The organism is Aminobacter sp. DSM 101952 (assembly GCF_001424795.1).
Lineage (GTDB): Bacteria > Pseudomonadota > Alphaproteobacteria > Rhizobiales > Rhizobiaceae > Aminobacter > Aminobacter aganoensis.
On record NZ_LMCL01000001.1, the window covers coordinates 48,654 to 66,369 of the forward strand.

Sequence of the window (17,716 nt, forward strand, 5' to 3'; positions counted from 1 at the left end):
TCGTCGGATCAGCCTGGCAGCCCGGGAACGGTGCGTATGACGGTACCCCATGGATCCTCGCGGCTGGTATCCGCCTTGGCATCCGCCGAGCGCATCTCGACCCAGGCAAGCCCGGTACGGGACTGGTCGCGCTTGCCGGCGCGTGGGCTCTGCCAGGAATTGGCCCCGATATGGTGGTGATAGCCGCCGGACGACAGGAATACGGCGCTGCTGCCGTATTTTGCCACGGTGTCGAAGCCGAACTCCTTGCTCCACCACTCCGCTGCCGTGGCGGGATCGCCGACGCGCAGGTGGACGTGGCCAACGATGCTGTTCTCGGGCGCGCCCCGCCAAGCGACCTCGCCGGCATCGGCCACGATCGAGGCGATGTCCAGTTGCTCGGTGGCCATGTCGACATGCGAGCCGCTCCACTTCCAGCGCTCATGCGGCCGGTCGGAATAGATCTCGATGCCGTTGCCCTCGGGATCGGTCAGATACAGCGCCTCGCTGACCAGATGGTCGGACGCGCCGTCGACCGGGATGCGCTTGTCGATGGCATGCTTGATCCAGCGCCCCAGGTCGGCGCGGGTCGGCAGCAGGAACGCGGTGTGGAAAAGGCCCGCGCTGCGCGGGTCGTCCGGCTGCGCCGCCTTGTCGGCTTCGATGTCGAGCAAGGCCCTGGTTCCGGCACCCAGCGTGATCGTCTCGCCGTCGCGGCCGAGTTCCTGCAAACCGACGACGTCGCGATAGAAATTGGCCAACGCCTCGGCGTCGCGCGCCTTCAGGCCGACGCGGGAAACGCTGATCGGGGTCGTCGCGGCGAAGGGAATATTGCTCATCTTGGGCTCCGTGCGGCCAACGGCTGTGCCTGCTCCCAATGCGAGGAGTGCAGCGCTGCCCACCAGTTTGCGACGTGTCAGTTCCAAAATCCACTCTCCGGCCAACACGGCTGTTTCGGTTTTGGATAGATCGGCCGGAACCAGTGTTCACACAAGACAGTAAAGACCGAACACGGCGTTCACCGTTTCGACATCAACATCTGAGGAATAGTTAGATGGCTGCGCGCGGCCGCCGATTGCCCAACCGGCATCGACGGTCTCAGGCGGCGGCAGACTGCGGCAGAACGAACGGCACGTTGGCTGCAGGCACGGCCCCCACGCGCAAGCGGCAGCCGAAAACCCGCTCGATCAGATCGTCGCTCAGCACCTCTCGAGGAGACCCTGTCGCGGCCAGCCGGCCACGGTGCATGACGCAGATCTGGTCGGCGAACATCGCCGTCAGATTGAGATCGTGCAGGATGGCGACCACGCCGCCGCCACGGCGGGCAAAATCGCGGGCGATGTTCATGATGATCAGCTGGTGCTTGATGTCGAGGCTGGATACCGGCTCGTCGAGGAACAGATAGCGCGCCTGCCCGTCGAGCACCGGCGCCCAAACCTGGCACAGCACGCGAGCGAGTTGCACGCGCTGCTGCTCGCCGCCGGAAAGTTCCTGGTAATAGCGGCCGGCAAACCCTTCAAGGTCGACACGCGCCAGTGCGCGCTCCGGCAGCCGGTCATCCTCGCCGCGCAACACGCCCGACCTGCCACCCGTCACGCCAAGCTTGACGATCTCGCGGACGGTGAACGGGAAGGAAAGTGCGGTCGACTGCGGCAGCACCGCGCGGATGCCGGCCGCCTCCCACGGCTTGAGCGATGCAGCGTTGCAGCCATTGAGCGAGACGCTGCCAGCATAGGCGAGTTCGCCGGTCAGCGCTTTGAGGAAGGTCGTCTTGCCGGACCCATTGGGTCCGACGATCGCCGCCAGTTCACCCGGGCGGACGGTGAAATCGACATCGCTGACGATGCGCTTGCTGCCGATGGACACTGAAACCTGGCGCGCTTCGATCATCTTTTTACCCTCAACAATACCTGGCGGCGACGCCGTTAAAGATCGACGACGCCGCGCTTGCGCAGCAGAATCCACAAGAAGAACGGGCCGCCGACTGCCGCCGTGACGATGCCGATCGGCAGTTCCGCCGGGGCAACGATGGTGCGGCTGACGGCATCCGCGAGCAGCAGCAGGCAGGCGCCCAGAAGTGCTGAAGCCGGCAGCAGGTAACGGTTGTCCGGCCCGATCGCCAGGCGCAGCAAGTGCGGCACGACGATGCCGATGAAACCGATGCCGCCGCTGACGGCCACGGATGCGCCGATGGCCGCCGAGACGGCGACGATCGCGACGTATTTCAGACGTTGCACAGGGACACCGAGATGGCTTGCCGTCGCCTCGCCCAGCGCCAGGGCATTGAGCCCCTTGGCCATGAACGGCGTGGCTGCAAGCGCGAGAGCGATGATCGGCCCTGCGGCGGCGATCTTCATCCATGTCGCTCCGGCAAGCGAGCCCAGCTGCCAGAAGGTCAGGTCGCGCAACTGCCTGTCGTCGGCCATGTAGACGAGGATGCCGGTCAGCGCGATTGCCATGGCCCCCAGCGCGATACCGGCCAGCAGCATGGTGGCGATCGACGTGCGCCCTTGCCGCGTCGCCACATTGTAGAGGATGATCGTCGTGACCAGGCCGCCGGCAAAGGCGGCGAGCGGCAGCGCATAGCTGCCCAGCAGCGCCGTGAACGGCGCGAGGAACGTCGAGCCCAGCACGATCACCGACACTGCGCCGAGGCCAGCACCGGCTGACACGCCGACCAGGCCGGGATCGGCGAGCGGGTTGCGGAACAGGCCCTGCATCACCGCCCCCGAAACTGCGAGCGCAGCCCCCACCAGTATTCCCAGGATTACCCGTGGCAGGCGAATGTCGTAGACGATGATGCTGTCGCGCACCGACAGGGCCTCCTGCCCGGGCACGGCGCCGAACAGCCAGTTGCCGACGAGCCCCAGAGCCGAAGCATCCGAAGCGCCCCAGGTCAGGCTGACCAGCGCCGTGACCACCAGGGCCACGGCCAAAGCGCCAATGACAAGCAACGCCCGGCCCGAGCGGTCGCCACTGATGTAGCGGCCGCCCTGGTTCACGCCGGCCACGCCGGCGATCGTTTCATCCACCACAATGTCGACCTTACTTCTTGACCGCGTCGCCATAGAACGCAACGGCCAGGTCCTTCACGGCCCCGGCAGTGCGCGGGCCGAAGCCGAGCAGGTAGGCGCCGTCCATGCGGATGACCTGCTTGTTCTGGCCGGCTGGCGTCGATGCAATCGCCGGATGGGCATAGAGGTCGGCATTATCGATGGCCAGTTCGCCTTCGCGGTCCATCATCAGGATGATGTCGGGCCTTGCGGTGATCGCCGCTTCGTCGGTCAATTGCTTGTAGCCGGAGAAGCCTTCGACTGCGTTGACCCCGCCGGCCATGGCGATGATGCCGTCGGCCGCGGTGCTGTTGCCCGATGCGAGGATCTTGCCGCCCTGCAGGCTCAGGATGAACAGCACGCGCTTGCGCTCGTCCTGCGGAATGGCCTTGGTCAGCGCTTCGGCGTCGCTCAGCTGCTTGTCGACATCGGCGGCCAGCGTATCAGCCTTGGCATCGGCGCCCAGCGCTTTGCCGACGACGCGGATTTTGTCGATGATACCTTGGTGCGTAAAGCCTTCGGGAACGGAAATGAAGGGAACGCTCGCCTTCTTCAGGACGTCGAGCGCCTCCTTGGGTCCACTCCCTTCAAGCGCCAGGATGCCCGATGGATTGACCGACAGGACACCTTCCGGCGACAGCTGGCGCATGTAGCCGACATCGGGAAGCTTCAACGCCGCTTCGGGATAGACGCTGGTCGAGTCGCGGGCGACCAGCGCCCCCTGCTCGCCGAGCGCATAGACGATCTCGGTGATCGAGCCGCCGACGGCTGCGACCCTCGAGCGATCCGGCAGCACGTCTGCCCCTTCGGCGGTCATGCCTGCGACACTCGTCGCAAGCAGGACCGAGATGGAGAGCGCTGCCGCACGCGCCAGCGAATGGGTGATCGACATCGTCATTCTCCTTACGCCGCGTCCTGCTGCGGAGCGCCAGGCAGCTGTTCGACCAGGCTGCGCCATTCCTCGTGCTCGCCCTGGCCTTCCTTCCGCTTGCCGAAGAACTGGATGATCATGTCGCCATTGGCGTCATAGGCCTCGATCGAGGTGACGTGGCCGTCGGTGTTGGGCTTGCGCACCGCCCAGAGTTCCTGGACGTGATCGAGCCTGAGATGCAGGTGGAACGTCTCGTCGAGCACGTTGATCCACGGTCCCATCGGCTTGATGTTCTTCACCGGCCCGGAGTGGATCTGGATGCAGCCATGGTTGCCGACGAAGCACATGATCGGCTGCCCGCTTTCCACGGCCTTGTCGAACATGGTCGGCAGTGCCTCCCGGTCGAGCATCCAGGCATAGTCGCGGCCGACCATGCGCATGGCCTGCTGGCGGCCGAGCTTGAGTGAGCGCAGGATGCCGAAGAACTGGTGCACGTCGGTCATCGTGCTCCAGCGCTGCCGCAATTCGTCGACGTTCGCCGTGACTTCATTGACCGGCTTTTCGGCGACCGCGGGAACGATGGCGATTGCCGGATCCTGATTGTCGGCGCGCAGCACCTCTACCAGCTTCCGGTAGGCGTCGAGATTGGAAGCCGGACGCAGATGCACCTTGTGGACGGCGGTTCCGGCCGCGTCGAAGAACTGAAGGCTGCGGCGGATGTCGTCGCCGTCACGCTTCTCGACGGCGAAGCCATGGGCCCACGCGTTCGGGAAGATGCGCAGGTCGATGTTTTCGCCCAGCACCATGGCAGCCTGCTTGCCCTGCACGACCTTGTCGTAGACGCCGATTTTCTCGTGCACGGCACTTTCGTTGCGGGTCAGTGCCATGACCTCGCCGAGGGCCTCGATGTTGGCGAGAAAATCGTCGACGCGCGGTTCGATGCGAACGACACCCTCGCCGCAATGCGCGGCCACCAGCTCGGCTTCGGAAACGCCGAGCTGGCTGGCGAGGTCGCGCTCGCGCATCTTCGGGTTGTCGGTTCGCGCCCGCCTGATTTCGCTTGGGTTGGGCCTTACGCGCTGGTCCATTGAAACACCTACTTGTTGAGAATGAGTTTGCCCTGTCGGGTAATCTTCAGGCGGTAGAGCGAACCGCCATGGTCGATGCCGATCTCGAAATCGCCGAGAAACAGCGAATCGCTGGTCAGCGTCCTGACCGCCAGCGAACCGGCGATGGGACGCGCCGCAACCTGGCCTTCCGGCCGGCGGTATCCGTGGCGAAATTGCCCGGAACGGAAATGGTTCGGATTGTGCGAATTCATCTCATTGCACTCCTTTGTCCGTTCGCCGCGCCGGACCAGCCCGTCGAGGCCACGATGTGCAAATCTATTAGTTGACTCGCACATTCATGTTTACTAGTCAGTGCAATACCGGAGTGACTTAGTCAAGTTTTAAGACGCGTCGGGCAGGCGAAAAATGCAAGCGAGCGCGACGCGAGCCAGCAGGGACATTTTTGGAGTTGGGACATGGGGCTGGTTGCTCGGAACAAGGCTGCTCTTTTGGGCGGAGCGGCGATGGCGTTGCTGGTGGGAATGCACGCCGCCAATGCGCAGGAAGCGCAAACGAATGAACAGGACAAGAAAGGTCGCGTAACGATATTGCAGCGGCTGATCTTCGGCGCGGGCGCCGAAAAAGTGGCAATCGACACGCCCCAGTCGGTTTCCGTCATCGACCAGGACGACATCGACCAGAAGCAGGCCGAAACCATCGGCGAACTGGTCAAGACCATCCCTGGCGTCAATGTGTCCGGATCGGACCGCACGCTTGGCCAGACCTTCAACATCCGCGGCATCGGTGGCCCCGAAAGCGGTGGCGAAGAAGGCCGCATCATCGTCAACGTCGATGGCGCGACCAAATTCTACGAGCAGTACCGCATGGGCGGCCTGTTTACCGACACCGAACTCTACAAGCGCGTCGAAGTGCTGCGCGGGCCGGCGTCCTCGACGCTTTATGGCTCCGGCGCGCTGGGTGGCGTGATCAATTTCACCACCAAGGACGCATCCGACTTCCTGGCCGATGGCCAGAAGGGCGCCTTGCGGCTCAAGACCGCATTCGATTCGAATTCCGAAGGTGCGCTGGGCTCGGCCATCCTGGCGACCCGGCTGAACGACAATTTCGAGGTCCTGGCCGCGGGCAACTACCGCTATGCCAATTCGTATACCTCGGGCGACGGCACCGAAGTCCCCGGTTCGGAGATCGGCGCGCCGTCAGGCCTGCTCAAGGGAACCTACCGCTTCGGCGACAACAACGAGCAGGCGCTGCGCGCGTCCTACATGCACTGGCAGACCGACGAGAACGACCAGTACTACAACCAGACCGGCATCGACGTTCCGCCCGGATTCGGCACCGTCGACCGCAAGGTCACCGACAAGACGGCGATCATTTCCTACGAGAACCCGGCCTCGGACAATCCCTGGCTCGACCTCAAGGTGCAGGCGTCCTTCTCCGACACGGTCAACGACCAGTCGGACGCGACCCTGGCCTCGCTCAATCGCACGTTCGGCTACAAGACCTACCAGTTCAACATCCAGAACACCTTCGACTATGAAGGCGCCAACTTCGTCAATCACCTGACTGTCGGCTCACAGAGCAACTACCAAGAACGGACGACGTTGAAGTCGCTGTCGGGTACGCACCCGCAGGGCGAGCGCACCGCCACCGGCGCCTTCGTCCAGAACGAGTTCATCTGGGACGAGAGACTGACCCTGATCGCCGGTGCGCGCCTTGACTGGCAGAGGCTCGAGCCGACCGACATCGCAGCTGCTGCAAGCAAGGATCATACGGCCTTCTCACCCAAGATCGCAGCGCACTACAAGCTCAATGACACCTTCGCGGTATTCGGCTCGATCGCCCACACGGAACGCGTGCCGACCATCGACGAGGTGTTCGATTCGGCGCAGATCGGCAGACCCGATCTGAAGAAGGAACTGTCGAACAACTATGAAGCCGGTGTCGCCGTCTCGCTCTACGACCTGGCCCAGCAGGGCGATTCCCTGCAACTGAAGACCACCGGCTTCTACAACGACATCACCGACCTGATCACCGACAACGGTCGTCTTGCCAATCCGCGCTTCACCAACATTGGACAGGCCCGCATCTACGGCGCCGAAGTCGAACTGGGCTACGATTCGGACTATGTGTTCGGCAATGCCGCCTACTCCTATGTGATCGGCGAGGACCTGCTGAACGACACGGCACTGAACACCGTGGCGCCGCACGAATTTGCCTTCACCGTCGGCGGTCGCATGCCCGATCGCGATCTTTCATTCGGTTGGACCAGCAGGTTCGTGGCCGGACAGGACCGCGTCAGCGACTTGCCTAACATGCGCCTGCCAGTACCTTCTTTCTCAACCCATGACGTCTTCCTGACCTGGAAGCCGCAGGACGGCGTGCTGAAGGGCTTCGAGACCAACTTCCGCGTCGACAACATCTTCAACGAACAGTACCGCGAGTTCCTCTCGGGCACGGCCGGCAAGGGCCGCACCTTCAAGCTCACGCTCGCCAAGCAGCTGGATTGGTGACGCGATGACCAGACGAGCAAGGAACGGCCGTCCTCTGATCGCGGCTATGGTTGTTCTGCTCGCGGCAGCGGGCTCGGCGGGCGCCCAAAGCGCCCCGCCGGCCCCTGCCCTGGTGCTCGAGCTCAACGCGGCGCAACCCTCCGAAAAGGGTTGTCGCTTCACCTTCGTGGTGACCAACAATCTCGGCGCCGAGTTGTCCAAGGCGGCATTCGAGATCGCGCTGTTCAACGACGCCGGCGTGGTCGACCGCCTGACAGTGCTCGACTTCAAGGAATTGCCGTCCGGCAAGACCAAGGTCACGCGGTTCGACCTGTCTGGCACCGACTGCACCAAGGTCAGCCGCGTGCTGATCAACCAGGCCACCGATTGTACCGGTCCCGGCATCGCAGGCGCGGCCTGCCTCAAGTCCCTGCGCACCGAATCCAAGTCCGGCATCGCGTTTGGGATCTGAGGAACTACCTTGCCTAAACTCCCGTCATCTCGCGCACGACGCATCGAAAGGCACAAGCGCATGCTCGGACTGAACAAATTCGATCAGATGGTGAAACGCCAGGGCGACGGTCTCTTGCCGGAAATGCGCGAACTTTTCGAGCGCTTAGCGTGCATAAGGGCAAGCGCCAACGTCACGGAACTGGCAAGCTATCGCGATCAGTCCAGGGTTCAGTCCGGCCCGAACCCGGCCCCCGGCGGAGAGCGCTCCACCGCCAATGTCGTGTCGCTACGCAGCGTTCAGCAACGAAAGACCCGTTGAAAGGAAATATCATGTACATCGCAATGAACCGCTTCAAGGTCCAGAAAGGCTCCGAGACGGCCTTCGAGGACGTCTGGAAGAACCGTGATTCCTCGCTCAGCGAGATGAAGGGTTTTCGCGAATTCCACCTCCTGCGCGGCCCGGTCAATGAGGCCGAAGGCTATACGCTTTACGCCTCGCACACCGTCTGGGCGAGCCAGGACGATTTCGTCGCCTGGACCAAGTCGGAAAACTTCCGTGCCGCCCACAAGAACGCCGGCTCTGGAAAGGCGTCCTATGTCGGCCACCCGCAATTCGAAGGTTTTGCGGTCGTCGAAGGCGCCTGAGCGGTGACGGACTTTGCCCGCAGTATCCCCGTCATGCCCTCGCCCGACATCGGCGAGAGCCGCGATTTTTATCGCGACCGGCTTGGTTTCGAAGTCATCGGGCCTGAGATGGACGATTACCTGATCGTCCGGCGCGGCGAGATCGAGATCCATTTCTGGAAGAGCGACGACCGCAAGCTGCCCGAGGTGACCTCGTGCTACATCAGGGGCGGTGAGGTCCCAGCCCTTCACGCGGAATTCTCGGCGCGCGCTGTCGAGCGGCTGAGCCCGTTCACCGTGCGGCCGTGGAACATGAAGGAATTCTACATCCACGATCCGCACGGCAACCTGTTGCGGTTCGGATGCGCGCCCGAAGAAATCGAGGGGCAGGCCTAGACCTGCCCCATTTCGTTTCAGGCTGACGCCAGCAGACTGGCGTTGCCACCGGCAGCGGTGGTGTCGACGCAAACGGCCCGTTCATGGGCATAAGCGGCGGGATAGATCACCTCGCTCACCAGCGGCACGATCGGCCCCCTGCGCTCCGCGATCACCTTGCGGACGATGCGCATGCTCTCTTCCGTTCCCGAATAGGCGACGACATCGACAGCCAGCGCGCGGGCCTCGACCGGGTCGGGGCGGCCGTCGATGGCCGCGATCGGCAAGCCCTTGCCAAGCAGCGGCTGGACCGCCGCCGGCGCGCCGGGAGCAACCGCCAGAACCGCATTGCCGGCGGCTAGCGCCTGGATCGCCTGGGCCAGAAGCGTGTCAGCGTCCGGCCCGAGGCAAAGCACGCGGCCGCGCGGATTGAGCGACAGTGTATTGGCCTCGCCCGTCGGCCCGGGCAGGTCGACCTGGCCGAAGTCGATGCTGGCGGCTGCGGCGATCGCAGCCGCACCCTTGCCGCGCAGGTGCTTGCGCAGGATGGCGATGCGATCGGGCCTCGTCGCCCATTCGCCAGCATCGACGAGGTTGTCGACCAGTTCGGTTGCCGTGACCTTATGGCCTTCCGGCAAGACCGTTGCGGCTTCCGGCGCCTTGCGAAAACGCCTGAGATAGTGCGGTCCGCCGGCCTTGGGGCCGGTGCCGGACAGACCTTCGCCGCCGAAGGGCTGCGAGCCGACGACGGCGCCGATCTGGTTGCGGTTGACGTAGATGTTGCCGGCATGGATGCGGTCGACCATGTGCTGGACGCGGCCCTCGATCCGTGTGTGCAGGCCGAAGGTCAGGCCGTATCCCTTGCGGTTGATCGCGGAAATGACGCCGTCGAGTTCATCGGCCTCGAAGGTCGCGACATGCAGCACCGGGCCGAAGACCTCGCGCTCCATTTCCTCGATGCCCTTCACGCGGAAGACGTGCGGCGCGACGAAGCGGCCGTCGGCAGGCGCATCGAGCTTGGCGATGAGCTTGCCCTTGGCTTCCATCGCAGCACAGTAGTCCCGGATCGACGTCTGTGCCTCCTCGTCGATGACGGGGCCGACGTCGGTCGACAACTGCCATGGATCGCCGATCGTCAGCGCGTCCATGGCGCCCTTCAGCATCTCGACCATCTTCTTTTCGACGTCGGTCTGGACATAGAGCACGCGCAGCGCAGAGCAGCGCTGGCCGGCACTCTGGAACGACGAGGCCAGCACGTCGCGGATCGCCTGCTCGGGCAATGCGGTGGAATCGACGATCATCGCGTTGAGGCCGCCGGTCTCGGCGATCAGCATCGCATCGGGTGCCGCCGTCTCGGCGAGCTGCTTTTCGATCAGCTTGGCCACTTCGGTAGAGCCGGTGAAGCAGACACCCGCAATGCGCGGGTCGGCGGTCAGTGGTGCCCCGACATTGGGGCCGTCGCCCGGCAGGAGCTGGATCACGTCTTCCGGCACGCCGGCCTCGCGCATCAGCGCCACCGCACGCGCGGCAATCAGCGGCGTCTGTTCCGCCGGCTTGGCGATGACGCTGTTGCCCGTCACGAGCGCCGCGGCGATCTGGCCGGTGAAGATGGCGAGCGGAAAATTCCACGGCGAGATGCAGACGATGGCGCCGCGCGCCTCGGTGCCGGTTTCGGCTTTCTCGGCCTCCGCAGCGTAGTAGCGCAGAAAGTCGACGGCCTCGCGCACCTCAGCCACGCCGTCGGCCAGCGACTTGCCGGCCTCGCGGGTGGCAAGGGCAAAGAATTCGGCCGCGTTGGCCTCATAGAGATCTGCGGTGCGACGCAGGATCGCGGCGCGTTCGGCCACCGGCTTTTTGGCCCAGGCGGGCTGCGCCTCGATGGCGAAGCGCACGGCCGTCGGCACCTGCTTGGCCGCCGCCTCTGTCACCGTGCCGACGATGTCGTCCGGCCTGGCCGGGTTGATCACCTTGCGCGACGCGCCATAGCCGGCAGCGCGCGTGACGGGCTTTGCCGTCCACCTGTCGGCGCCCTTGAAGCTGTCCTTGGCCTTGTCGAGCGCGGCCAGGGTCACCGTATCGGTGATGTCCCAGCCCTTGGCGTTCTGGCGACCGGCGCCGAAGATCGCGGCGGGGACCGGGATCGACGGATTGGATGCCGCCCCTTGCGTCTCAACAGTGTCGAGCGGGTCACGGGCGATGTCTTCCGGCGCCACGTCCTCGTCGGTCAGCTGGTGCACGAAGGACGAGTTGGCACCATTTTCGAGCAGGCGGCGGACCAGATAGGCGAGCAGGTCGGAATGCGCGCCGACCGGCGCATAGATGCGGCAGCGTGTGCCCTCGGCCTTGCGCACGGTCTCGTGCAGCGCCTCGCCCATGCCATGCAGGCGCTGGAACTCGAACGACGTGCGGTCCGTGGCCATCGACAGGATGGCGGCGACCGTGTGTGCGTTGTGGGTGGCGAACTGCGGATAGATGCGGTCCGTCATCGACAAGAGCTTGCGGGCGCAGGCCATGTAGGAGACGTCGGTGTTGGCCTTGCGGGTGAACACGGGATAGCCCGGCAGGCCCAGCGTCTGGGCGCGCTTGATCTCGGTGTCCCAATAGGCGCCCTTGACCAGGCGCACCATGATGTTGCGGTCGAGCCTGTTGGCGAGTGCATAGAGCCAGTCGATGGCGAAGGCCGTGCGCGGGCCATAGGCCTGCACGACGACGCCGAACCCGTTCCAGCCCTCGAGTTGCGGATCGGTCAGGACGCGCTCGATCACGTCGAGCGACAGGTCAAGCCGGTCGGCCTCCTCGGCGTCGATGTTGAGACCCATGCGGGCGTGCTTGGCGGCAAGGCACAGCGACAGCAGGCGCTCGGCCATCACCGGCAGCATCTTGTCCCGGTGCGAGACCTCGTAGCGCGGATGCAGCGCCGACAGCTTGACCGAAATGCCGTGGTTGTAGCGGATGTCGGGACCGTTGGTGCCGTTGTCGAGCGACGAGATCGCTTCGGCATAGGCGCGGTGGTAGCGCAGCGCGTCGGCTTCGGTGCGGGCAGCCTCGCCCAGCATGTCGAACGAGTAGAGATAACCCTTCTGGATCATCGAGCGGCCGCGCTTGACCGCCTCTGTGATGGTGCGGCCGAGCACGAACTGCTCGCCCATTTCGCGCATGGCTGCCGCGACGGCGGTGCGGATGACCGGCTCGCCCAGGCGGCGCACCATCGAACGCAGCGTGCGCTCGATCGAGCCCTCGCCCTCGTCGAGCACGCGGCCGGTCAGCATCAGCGCCCAGGTCGAGGCATTGACGAAGATCGAACTCGAACCACCCGAATGGGACGACCAGTCGTGCGGCGCGATCTTGTCCTTGATCAGGTCGTCCATGGTTTCGGTGTCGGGCACGCGCAACAGCGCTTCGGCCAGGCACATCAACGCCACGCCCTCCTTGGTCGACAGGCCGTAGGCGGAGAGGAAGACCTCCATCAGCCGCGGATCGGTCGATCCGCGCACCGCGCGCACGAGGTCGGCGGCACGGGCGGAAATCGCCTTGCGGTCCTCGACCGAAAGATTGGCGGTTGCCGAAAGCCTTTTCAGCGCGTTGGCTTCGTCTGGGAGGTAGTTGGCGCGGATTTCCTGGCGGATGGCGTCGAGCGCGGGCATGATGTTCCTGTCGAGCGGTTGAGGCTGTGCCCGGCGGGAAACTCGCTGCCGAGCCTTTGTCGAAAACTAACACAACACCCCGGATATGGCCGGTCCAAAAAATTCGACTTTGCAGATCAAATTATCTACGATCTGGCGTTCAAATCCCTCATTAACGCTGCATTTCTCATGACTGAAGACCAATTGGACCGCATCGACCGCAACATCATGTTCGCCCTGACGCGCGATGGCCGCCTGTCGATGGCTGAGCTTGCCACAAAAGTCGGACTTTCCAAGACCCCGGTCCAGGCAAGGGTCAAGCGGCTGGAAAAAGATGGCTACATCAAGGGCTACCAGGCGGTCATCGACAGCGAGCGCATGGGCGAAGGCCACGTCGCCTTCGTCCAGGTCAAGCTGTCGGATACCCGCTCGGCCGCGCTCGACGATTTCAACCGCGCGGTGCACGCCGTGCGCGAGATCGAGCAGTGCCACATGATGGCGGCGAGTTTCGACTATCTGCTCAAAGTGCGCACCAAGGACATCGCCGCCTATCGCCGCGTGCTCGGCGAGCGCATCTCCGCCTTGCCCCATGTCGCCCAGACCTCGACATTCGTGGCGATGGAAACGGTCAAAGACCGCTGATCAGTCCGACAGGGTCTTGAGGAACGCCACCAAGGCGGCGCGCTCGCGGTCGGAAAGCTGGAGCGGGTGGATTTCCGTCTCGCCCTCTATGCTCGCTGCGGCCTTGGCGTAATGGTCAACTACTTGCTCCAGCGTGGCGAACTGGCCGGCATGCATGTAGGGCGCGCGGCCGGCGACACCGCGCAACGACGGCGTCTTGTAGGCGCGGACCAGTTCCGGCGAACTTTTCTGCATGAAGCGCAGCTCGCCGCATGCCTCCTCGTCGCCGTCGCGAAATTTTCCAAGACAGTTGAACGGATCCGCGCGCACCTCGTCCACGACCGCGATGCGCCCCCGATCGACAGGCAGGCCGGCGACCGGGGACACGCCCGTGTTGTGGAAGTGGTTGTCGGTGAAGCGCGGACCGGTGTGGCACGTCGAGCAACTGGCCTTGCCGATGAACAGCCGCAGGCCCGCTTCCTCTTCCTCGGAGAGCGCGGCATCGCCCGCCGGTGCGGTGCCCCTGGCAAGGGCATCGGCAAACCGATCGAAGCGGGTCGGCATATGAACCAGCGAGCGCTCGAAAGCCGCCATCGCCTTGCCTATATCGGCGAACACAAGGTCGACCCCATCGCGCTGCTGCTCCGTCATCGACGCCCAGGCCGCCCGCTCGGACGGCGCGCCGAATGGCCCGGCATTTGCCGGCAGTCCCGTGAGATCAGGCAAAGGCCGGAAGATTCGCTCATAGCGTTCGCCAAAGCGGCGCTTGATGTAGTGCGCATAAGAAGTGCGTGTACCGGCATGCTCGAGCGGGTTTTCCAGCGGCACCAGTGCCTGCGACCACAGGCTGTCCCTCCGGCCGTCCCAGAAGAAGAACGGATCACGCGCCACGCCCGCCAGCGGCATCGTGCGCCGGTTGGTCTCAGCCACGCCGATACCGCGCGGAAGGTCGTCCTGAAACTGGCGGTCGATCTTGTGGCAAGTGCCGCAGGCGACGTTGCCGTCGCGGCTCATCCCGGTATCGAAGAACAGCGTCGCGCCCAGCGCCGCAGCGCCCGGATCGTCGGCGAAGCGGTTGGTCGGATCCGGCGGCAAGGGTGCGAGCGCCGACAGCGACATCAACGCGATCGTACGCTTCTCGACGTCGGTGAATTCAGGCTGGCCGCACCCACCAAGCAATGCCGTCAGCGATACGGCCATTGCCAGTCTGCGGAGCGACGTCCTGTTCATTGCCTCACAGCACAAGGTTGAACGTGGCTTCGTCGGCCCCTGCTGGCGCCGTGATGCCGAACTTCAGCTGCCACCAGCCGGTCATCGAAAACTTCATGCCCTCGATGCGGTAGCGGCCATCGCCGAGATAGGATGTCGCCTCCGGGCTGGTCGGCAGGCCATGGGCATGCTCCGGCATGCCGCCGCCTATCGTGAAGCTGGCATTGTCGACCGGAGCGCCCTGCCGCGTCGTCACAGTCACGACCCACGAATGCAGGTCGCCTTGCTTCGGCTCGCCGGATTCCGGCGCGATGGCGATGGAATAGAGCCCCTTGAGAGAGGTTTTCGCGCGTGCAAGATCGGGTCCAGGTGCCGCAGGCGCAGTCAGGAAAACGACCGCCAGGAACCCGATTGCCAGCGCCACCAGGCCGAATGCCCCGACCACCATGCGCCCAGTCGAACCCATCTGCCCTCCACATCATACCGTCAACGAATGTCGCCGGCCCATCCGTCCCGCCGCCGATTCACAGACCGCAACATGGCGCAGCGGCGAACGGAACGCCATTCAGGAAACGACAGCGCGGCAGCCCCGGAAAACTCAAGGAAAAAGCAGTCAGAACAACGGCCTGCCTGCCTTTTCGGATTCCGTTTCTCAGAATTCAAGCAAAGAAAACGCGCGGACATGCCGCGCGTCTCGAGAGAGCGATGGCTCGAGCCCTACAATCCCAGCCCGCCGATGCAGACATATTTGGTGTCGAGATAGTCCTCGATTCCCTGATGCCCGCCCTCACGGCCGAGCCCGGACTCCTTGACGCCGCCGAACGGCGCCTCCGGCGTGGTGATCAGGCCCTCGTTGACGCCGACCATGCCATATTTCAACCCTTCCATCACCCGGAAGGCGCGGCCGAGATTGCCGGTGTAGAAATAGGACGCCAGGCCGAACTCGGTGTTGTTGGCAAGCTCGATGGCCTCCTCCTCGGTCTCGAAGCGGAAGACCGGCGCGACGGGGCCGAAAATCTCTTCTTTCATGAACTTCATCTCGGTCGTCGCATTGGCAATGACCGTCGGCTCGAAGAACGAGCCGCCGAGCGCGTGCCTCTTGCCGCCGGCAACCACCTTGCCGCCCTTGGCGGTGGCGTCGGAGATGAATTCCTCGACCTTCTCGACCGCCTTGCCGTCGATCAACGGGCCCTGCTGGACGCCTTCGTCGAGACCCGAGCCGACCTTGAGCTTGCTCGACGCCGCCGCGAACTTCTCGACGAACGCGTCGTAGATGCCGGCCTGCACGAAGAAGCGGTTAGTGCAGACGCAGGTCTGGCCCGAATTGCGGTACTTGGCGGTGATCGAGCCCTCGACCGCGCGGTCGATGTCGGCGTCGTCGAAGACGATGAACGGCGCGTTGCCGCCAAGTTCCATCGACACCTTCTTGACCGTCGAAGCCGACTTCTCGATCAGCAGCTTGCCGATCTCGGTCGAGCCGGTGAAGGTGATCTTCTTGACCAGCGGATTGGCGCAGATCTCGTCGCCGATTTCGCCGGCCGAGCCGGTCAGCACATTGACCACCCCCTTGGGGAAGCCGACTTCCTCGCACAGCGCGCCCCAGGCGAGGCCCGAATAGGGCGTCTGCGATGCGGGCTTGACCACGGCGGTGCAGCCCGCGGCAAGTGCCGGTCCGAGCTTGCGCGACAGCATCGATGACGGGAAATTCCACGGCGTGATCGCTGCGATGACACCGACCGGCTCCTTGGTGACGAGGATGCGGCGGTCGGCCCAGGGCGACGGCACCACGTCGCCATAGGTGCGGCGCGCCTCCTCGGCGAACCACAGCACATAGGCTGCCGATGAGCCGATCTCGCCGCGGGATTCGGTCAGCGACTTGCCCTGCTCGATGGTCAGCAGCTCGGCAAGCGAGTCCTGGTTGTCCATGATAGCGTCGTGAAGCTTGCGCAGCAGCTTCGAGCGTTCGAGCGCCGAGGTCTTGCGGAAGCTCTTGAAGGCTTCGTTGGCCGCCTCGATGGCGCGGCGCGTTTCCGCGCCCCCGGATTTCGGCACCGTGCCGATCTTCAGCCCGGTCGCCGGGTTGATGACATCGATGGTCTTGCCGGAATCGGCCTGTACCCATTCGCCATTGATGAGATTGGCCTGCCGCATGAACTGACTGGCTTTCTGGAGCATGGCTCACCTCCTGATATGGCGCCGGCTGGACACGGGAAGCGTCCGCCTTAGGATCGGCCAATGCCCGGCGCGCTGGTGCAAAATTAGTAGCGCGCTAAAAGCCAGGCGATCAACCACATTGTGGCATGGATACGCTGGTCCAGCCCTTAGCCGAACACCATCGTTGCAACCGTCAGCCAGAAGGCGGTCGTCACCACCGCGCAGGCGGTGGCGATCGTCATCTGGTTGGAGGCGAGCGCCTGGCCGGTGCCGAACTGCGTCGCGATAAGGTAGGAATTGACGCCCGAAGGCAGGCTCGCCGCCGCCACCGCCACCTTGGCCGGCAATGGTGGCAGCCCGAACAGCCAGGCAAAGGCGAGCGCGACAGCCGGCATCAGCATCAACTTGAGTACCGACAGCGCGAGTGCCGGCTTGATGTTGCCGGAAATGCCGAACTTCCTGAGCCCGAGCCCCATCGCAAACAGCGCGACCGGGCCTGCGATGTTGGCCAGCGCATCGACGAAGCGGGTCGCGAGCGAGGGCAGCGGAAAGCCGGTCGCCCGCCAGGCAAGGCCGGCCAGGATGCCGATGATCAACGGGTTGCTGAATATCTTGCGCAGGAAATCGCGGACGATGGCGAGCGGATGCATCGGCTCGTCGCGCCGCGGCCCGAACATCTCGAAAAGGATGATCGAAGCCATCATCATGGTCGGCAAGTGCACCGAGACGATCAGCGAAAGGACCTCGAAGCCCTGCTGGCCGAAGACGCCGAGCATGAACGGAATGCCCAGCAACACCAGGTTGGAAAAGGCCGACGAGACGCCGCCGACCACGCCTGCCTGTCCGTCGCGGCCGAACAGACGGGTGGTGACGAGATGACCGGCGGTCCAGGCAACCGCAACGGCGATGAAGTAGGTCGCCCACAGGGCCCACGGCGCCGCGCCGTGGAAGTCCGCTCCGACCATGGTGCGGAACAGCAGGAGCGGCAGCGCCACGCCGATGGCGAACTCCGAAAGCGCATCGCCGGTTTCAATTCGCAGATAACCGGTGACGCCTGAAATGTAACCCAGCGCCACGAGGCCAAAGACGAAGAGTACTGTTTCGACGAGCGGAGACATCGGCACACTGGCGTAAACGGGAATCGGCTTGCAGAAGCATTGCCCCCTGGCCGGCTCCGATCAAGCTCCCTGCGGCA

17 protein-coding genes are annotated in these 17,716 nt (G+C 64.3%); 6 read left to right on the forward strand and 11 right to left on the reverse strand.

Annotated features, from left to right (window positions below; all coding sequences use genetic code 11):
* Positions 1 to 8: 8 nt before the first annotated feature.
* The 6 genes from ASC75_RS00265 to hemP form a co-directional block, all read right to left on the reverse strand.
* Positions 9 to 818, reverse strand: a complete 810-nt coding sequence (locus ASC75_RS00265) for a VOC family protein (protein WP_055970576.1) — start codon at positions 816 to 818, stop codon at positions 9 to 11.
* Between the two features lie 259 nt (positions 819 to 1,077).
* Positions 1,078 to 1,869 carry a heme ABC transporter ATP-binding protein gene (locus ASC75_RS00270; protein ID WP_055969011.1) on the reverse strand — a complete coding sequence of 264 codons (792 nt, stop codon included), beginning with the start codon at positions 1,867 to 1,869 and terminating at the stop codon, positions 1,078 to 1,080.
* Between the two features lie 35 nt (positions 1,870 to 1,904).
* Entirely contained in the window at positions 1,905 to 3,014 is a 1,110-nt protein-coding gene (locus ASC75_RS00275; RefSeq protein WP_055969014.1) for an iron ABC transporter permease, read from the reverse strand.
* A gap of 10 nt (positions 3,015 to 3,024) precedes the next feature.
* Positions 3,025 to 3,930, reverse strand: a complete 906-nt coding sequence (locus ASC75_RS00280; RefSeq protein ID WP_055969017.1) for an ABC transporter substrate-binding protein — start codon at positions 3,928 to 3,930, stop codon at positions 3,025 to 3,027.
* 5 nt (positions 3,931 to 3,935) lie between these two features.
* Positions 3,936 to 4,991 (reverse strand): hemin-degrading factor, encoded by a 1,056-nt coding sequence (locus ASC75_RS00285; RefSeq protein ID WP_055969020.1) that lies wholly within the window; start codon positions 4,989 to 4,991, stop codon positions 3,936 to 3,938.
* Positions 4,992 to 4,999: 8 nt separating this feature from the next.
* Entirely contained in the window at positions 5,000 to 5,224 is a 225-nt protein-coding gene (hemP, locus tag ASC75_RS00290) for a hemin uptake protein HemP (protein WP_055969023.1), read from the reverse strand.
* A 204-nt stretch (positions 5,225 to 5,428) separates the two neighbouring features.
* Between hemP and ASC75_RS00295 the strand changes: the two genes are divergently transcribed.
* From ASC75_RS00295 to ASC75_RS00315, 5 genes are read left to right on the forward strand one after another with little or no spacing between them, the layout of a single operon-like run.
* Positions 5,429 to 7,483 carry a TonB-dependent receptor gene (locus ASC75_RS00295; RefSeq protein WP_200943429.1) on the forward strand — a complete coding sequence of 685 codons (2,055 nt, stop codon included), beginning with the start codon at positions 5,429 to 5,431 and terminating at the stop codon, positions 7,481 to 7,483.
* Between the two features lie 46 nt (positions 7,484 to 7,529).
* Positions 7,530 to 7,934, forward strand: coding sequence for a hypothetical protein (locus ASC75_RS00300; protein WP_244487717.1), 405 nt, complete (start codon positions 7,530 to 7,532; stop codon positions 7,932 to 7,934).
* A gap of 60 nt (positions 7,935 to 7,994) precedes the next feature.
* Positions 7,995 to 8,234 carry a hypothetical protein gene (locus tag ASC75_RS00305; protein ID WP_055969029.1) on the forward strand — a complete coding sequence of 80 codons (240 nt, stop codon included), beginning with the start codon at positions 7,995 to 7,997 and terminating at the stop codon, positions 8,232 to 8,234.
* Between the two features lie 11 nt (positions 8,235 to 8,245).
* On the forward strand, positions 8,246 to 8,560 hold the full coding sequence (locus ASC75_RS00310) for an antibiotic biosynthesis monooxygenase (protein WP_055969032.1): 315 nt from the start codon (positions 8,246 to 8,248) through the stop codon (positions 8,558 to 8,560).
* 3 nt (positions 8,561 to 8,563) lie between these two features.
* Positions 8,564 to 8,935, forward strand: coding sequence for a VOC family protein (locus ASC75_RS00315; protein ID WP_244487718.1), 372 nt, complete (start codon positions 8,564 to 8,566; stop codon positions 8,933 to 8,935).
* Between the two features lie 17 nt (positions 8,936 to 8,952).
* On the opposite strand, the gene putA is transcribed toward ASC75_RS00315, so the two are convergent.
* On the reverse strand, positions 8,953 to 12,558 hold the full coding sequence (gene putA, locus ASC75_RS00320) for a bifunctional proline dehydrogenase/L-glutamate gamma-semialdehyde dehydrogenase PutA (protein WP_055969038.1): 3,606 nt from the start codon (positions 12,556 to 12,558) through the stop codon (positions 8,953 to 8,955).
* A gap of 168 nt (positions 12,559 to 12,726) precedes the next feature.
* Here putA and ASC75_RS00325 point away from each other — a divergent pair, with 168 nt between their 5' ends.
* Positions 12,727 to 13,179: an Lrp/AsnC ligand binding domain-containing protein gene (locus ASC75_RS00325; protein ID WP_055969041.1), complete on the forward strand. Its 453-nt coding sequence runs from the start codon at positions 12,727 to 12,729 to the stop codon at positions 13,177 to 13,179.
* Here ASC75_RS00325 and ASC75_RS00330 read toward each other — a convergent pair whose 3' ends face one another.
* From ASC75_RS00330 to ASC75_RS00345, 4 genes are all read right to left on the reverse strand, one after another.
* Positions 13,180 to 14,358, reverse strand: a complete 1,179-nt coding sequence (locus ASC75_RS00330; RefSeq protein ID WP_244487719.1) for a cytochrome c peroxidase — start codon at positions 14,356 to 14,358, stop codon at positions 13,180 to 13,182. It lies immediately after the preceding gene.
* 34 nt (positions 14,359 to 14,392) lie between these two features.
* Positions 14,393 to 14,833 carry a FixH family protein gene (locus ASC75_RS00335; protein WP_055969047.1) on the reverse strand — a complete coding sequence of 147 codons (441 nt, stop codon included), beginning with the start codon at positions 14,831 to 14,833 and terminating at the stop codon, positions 14,393 to 14,395.
* Between the two features lie 251 nt (positions 14,834 to 15,084).
* Entirely contained in the window at positions 15,085 to 16,542 is a 1,458-nt protein-coding gene (locus tag ASC75_RS00340) for an NAD-dependent succinate-semialdehyde dehydrogenase (RefSeq protein WP_055969050.1), read from the reverse strand.
* A gap of 146 nt (positions 16,543 to 16,688) precedes the next feature.
* On the reverse strand, positions 16,689 to 17,639 hold the full coding sequence (locus ASC75_RS00345; protein ID WP_055969053.1) for an AEC family transporter: 951 nt from the start codon (positions 17,637 to 17,639) through the stop codon (positions 16,689 to 16,691).
* Positions 17,640 to 17,716 lie beyond the last annotated feature (77 nt).

Excerpts from the sequence above, each read along its gene's own strand:
- ASC75_RS00265 (WP_055970576.1), bottom strand. The coding sequence starts at position 818 with ATGAGCAATATTCCCTTCGCCGCGACGACCCCGATCAGCGTTTCCCGC.
- ASC75_RS00270 (WP_055969011.1), bottom strand. The coding sequence starts at position 1,869 with ATGATCGAAGCGCGCCAGGTTTCAGTGTCCATCGGCAGCAAGCGCATC.
- ASC75_RS00280 (WP_055969017.1), bottom strand. The coding sequence starts at position 3,930 with ATGACGATGTCGATCACCCATTCGCTGGCGCGTGCGGCAGCGCTCTCC.
- ASC75_RS00285 (WP_055969020.1), bottom strand. The coding sequence starts at position 4,991 with ATGGACCAGCGCGTAAGGCCCAACCCAAGCGAAATCAGGCGGGCGCGA.
- hemP (WP_055969023.1), bottom strand. The coding sequence starts at position 5,224 with ATGAATTCGCACAATCCGAACCATTTCCGTTCCGGGCAATTTCGCCAC.
- ASC75_RS00295 (WP_200943429.1), top strand. The coding sequence starts at position 5,429 with ATGGGGCTGGTTGCTCGGAACAAGGCTGCTCTTTTGGGCGGAGCGGCG.
- ASC75_RS00300 (WP_244487717.1), top strand. The coding sequence starts at position 7,530 with ATGGTTGTTCTGCTCGCGGCAGCGGGCTCGGCGGGCGCCCAAAGCGCC.
- ASC75_RS00305 (WP_055969029.1), top strand. The coding sequence starts at position 7,995 with ATGCTCGGACTGAACAAATTCGATCAGATGGTGAAACGCCAGGGCGAC.
- ASC75_RS00310 (WP_055969032.1), top strand. The coding sequence starts at position 8,246 with ATGTACATCGCAATGAACCGCTTCAAGGTCCAGAAAGGCTCCGAGACG.
- putA (WP_055969038.1), bottom strand. The coding sequence starts at position 12,558 with ATGCCCGCGCTCGACGCCATCCGCCAGGAAATCCGCGCCAACTACCTC.
- ASC75_RS00325 (WP_055969041.1), top strand. The coding sequence starts at position 12,727 with ATGACTGAAGACCAATTGGACCGCATCGACCGCAACATCATGTTCGCC.
- ASC75_RS00330 (WP_244487719.1), bottom strand. The coding sequence starts at position 14,358 with ATGGCCGTATCGCTGACGGCATTGCTTGGTGGGTGCGGCCAGCCTGAA.
- ASC75_RS00335 (WP_055969047.1), bottom strand. The coding sequence starts at position 14,833 with ATGGGTTCGACTGGGCGCATGGTGGTCGGGGCATTCGGCCTGGTGGCG.
- ASC75_RS00340 (WP_055969050.1), bottom strand. The coding sequence starts at position 16,542 with ATGCTCCAGAAAGCCAGTCAGTTCATGCGGCAGGCCAATCTCATCAAT.
- ASC75_RS00345 (WP_055969053.1), bottom strand. The coding sequence starts at position 17,639 with ATGTCTCCGCTCGTCGAAACAGTACTCTTCGTCTTTGGCCTCGTGGCG.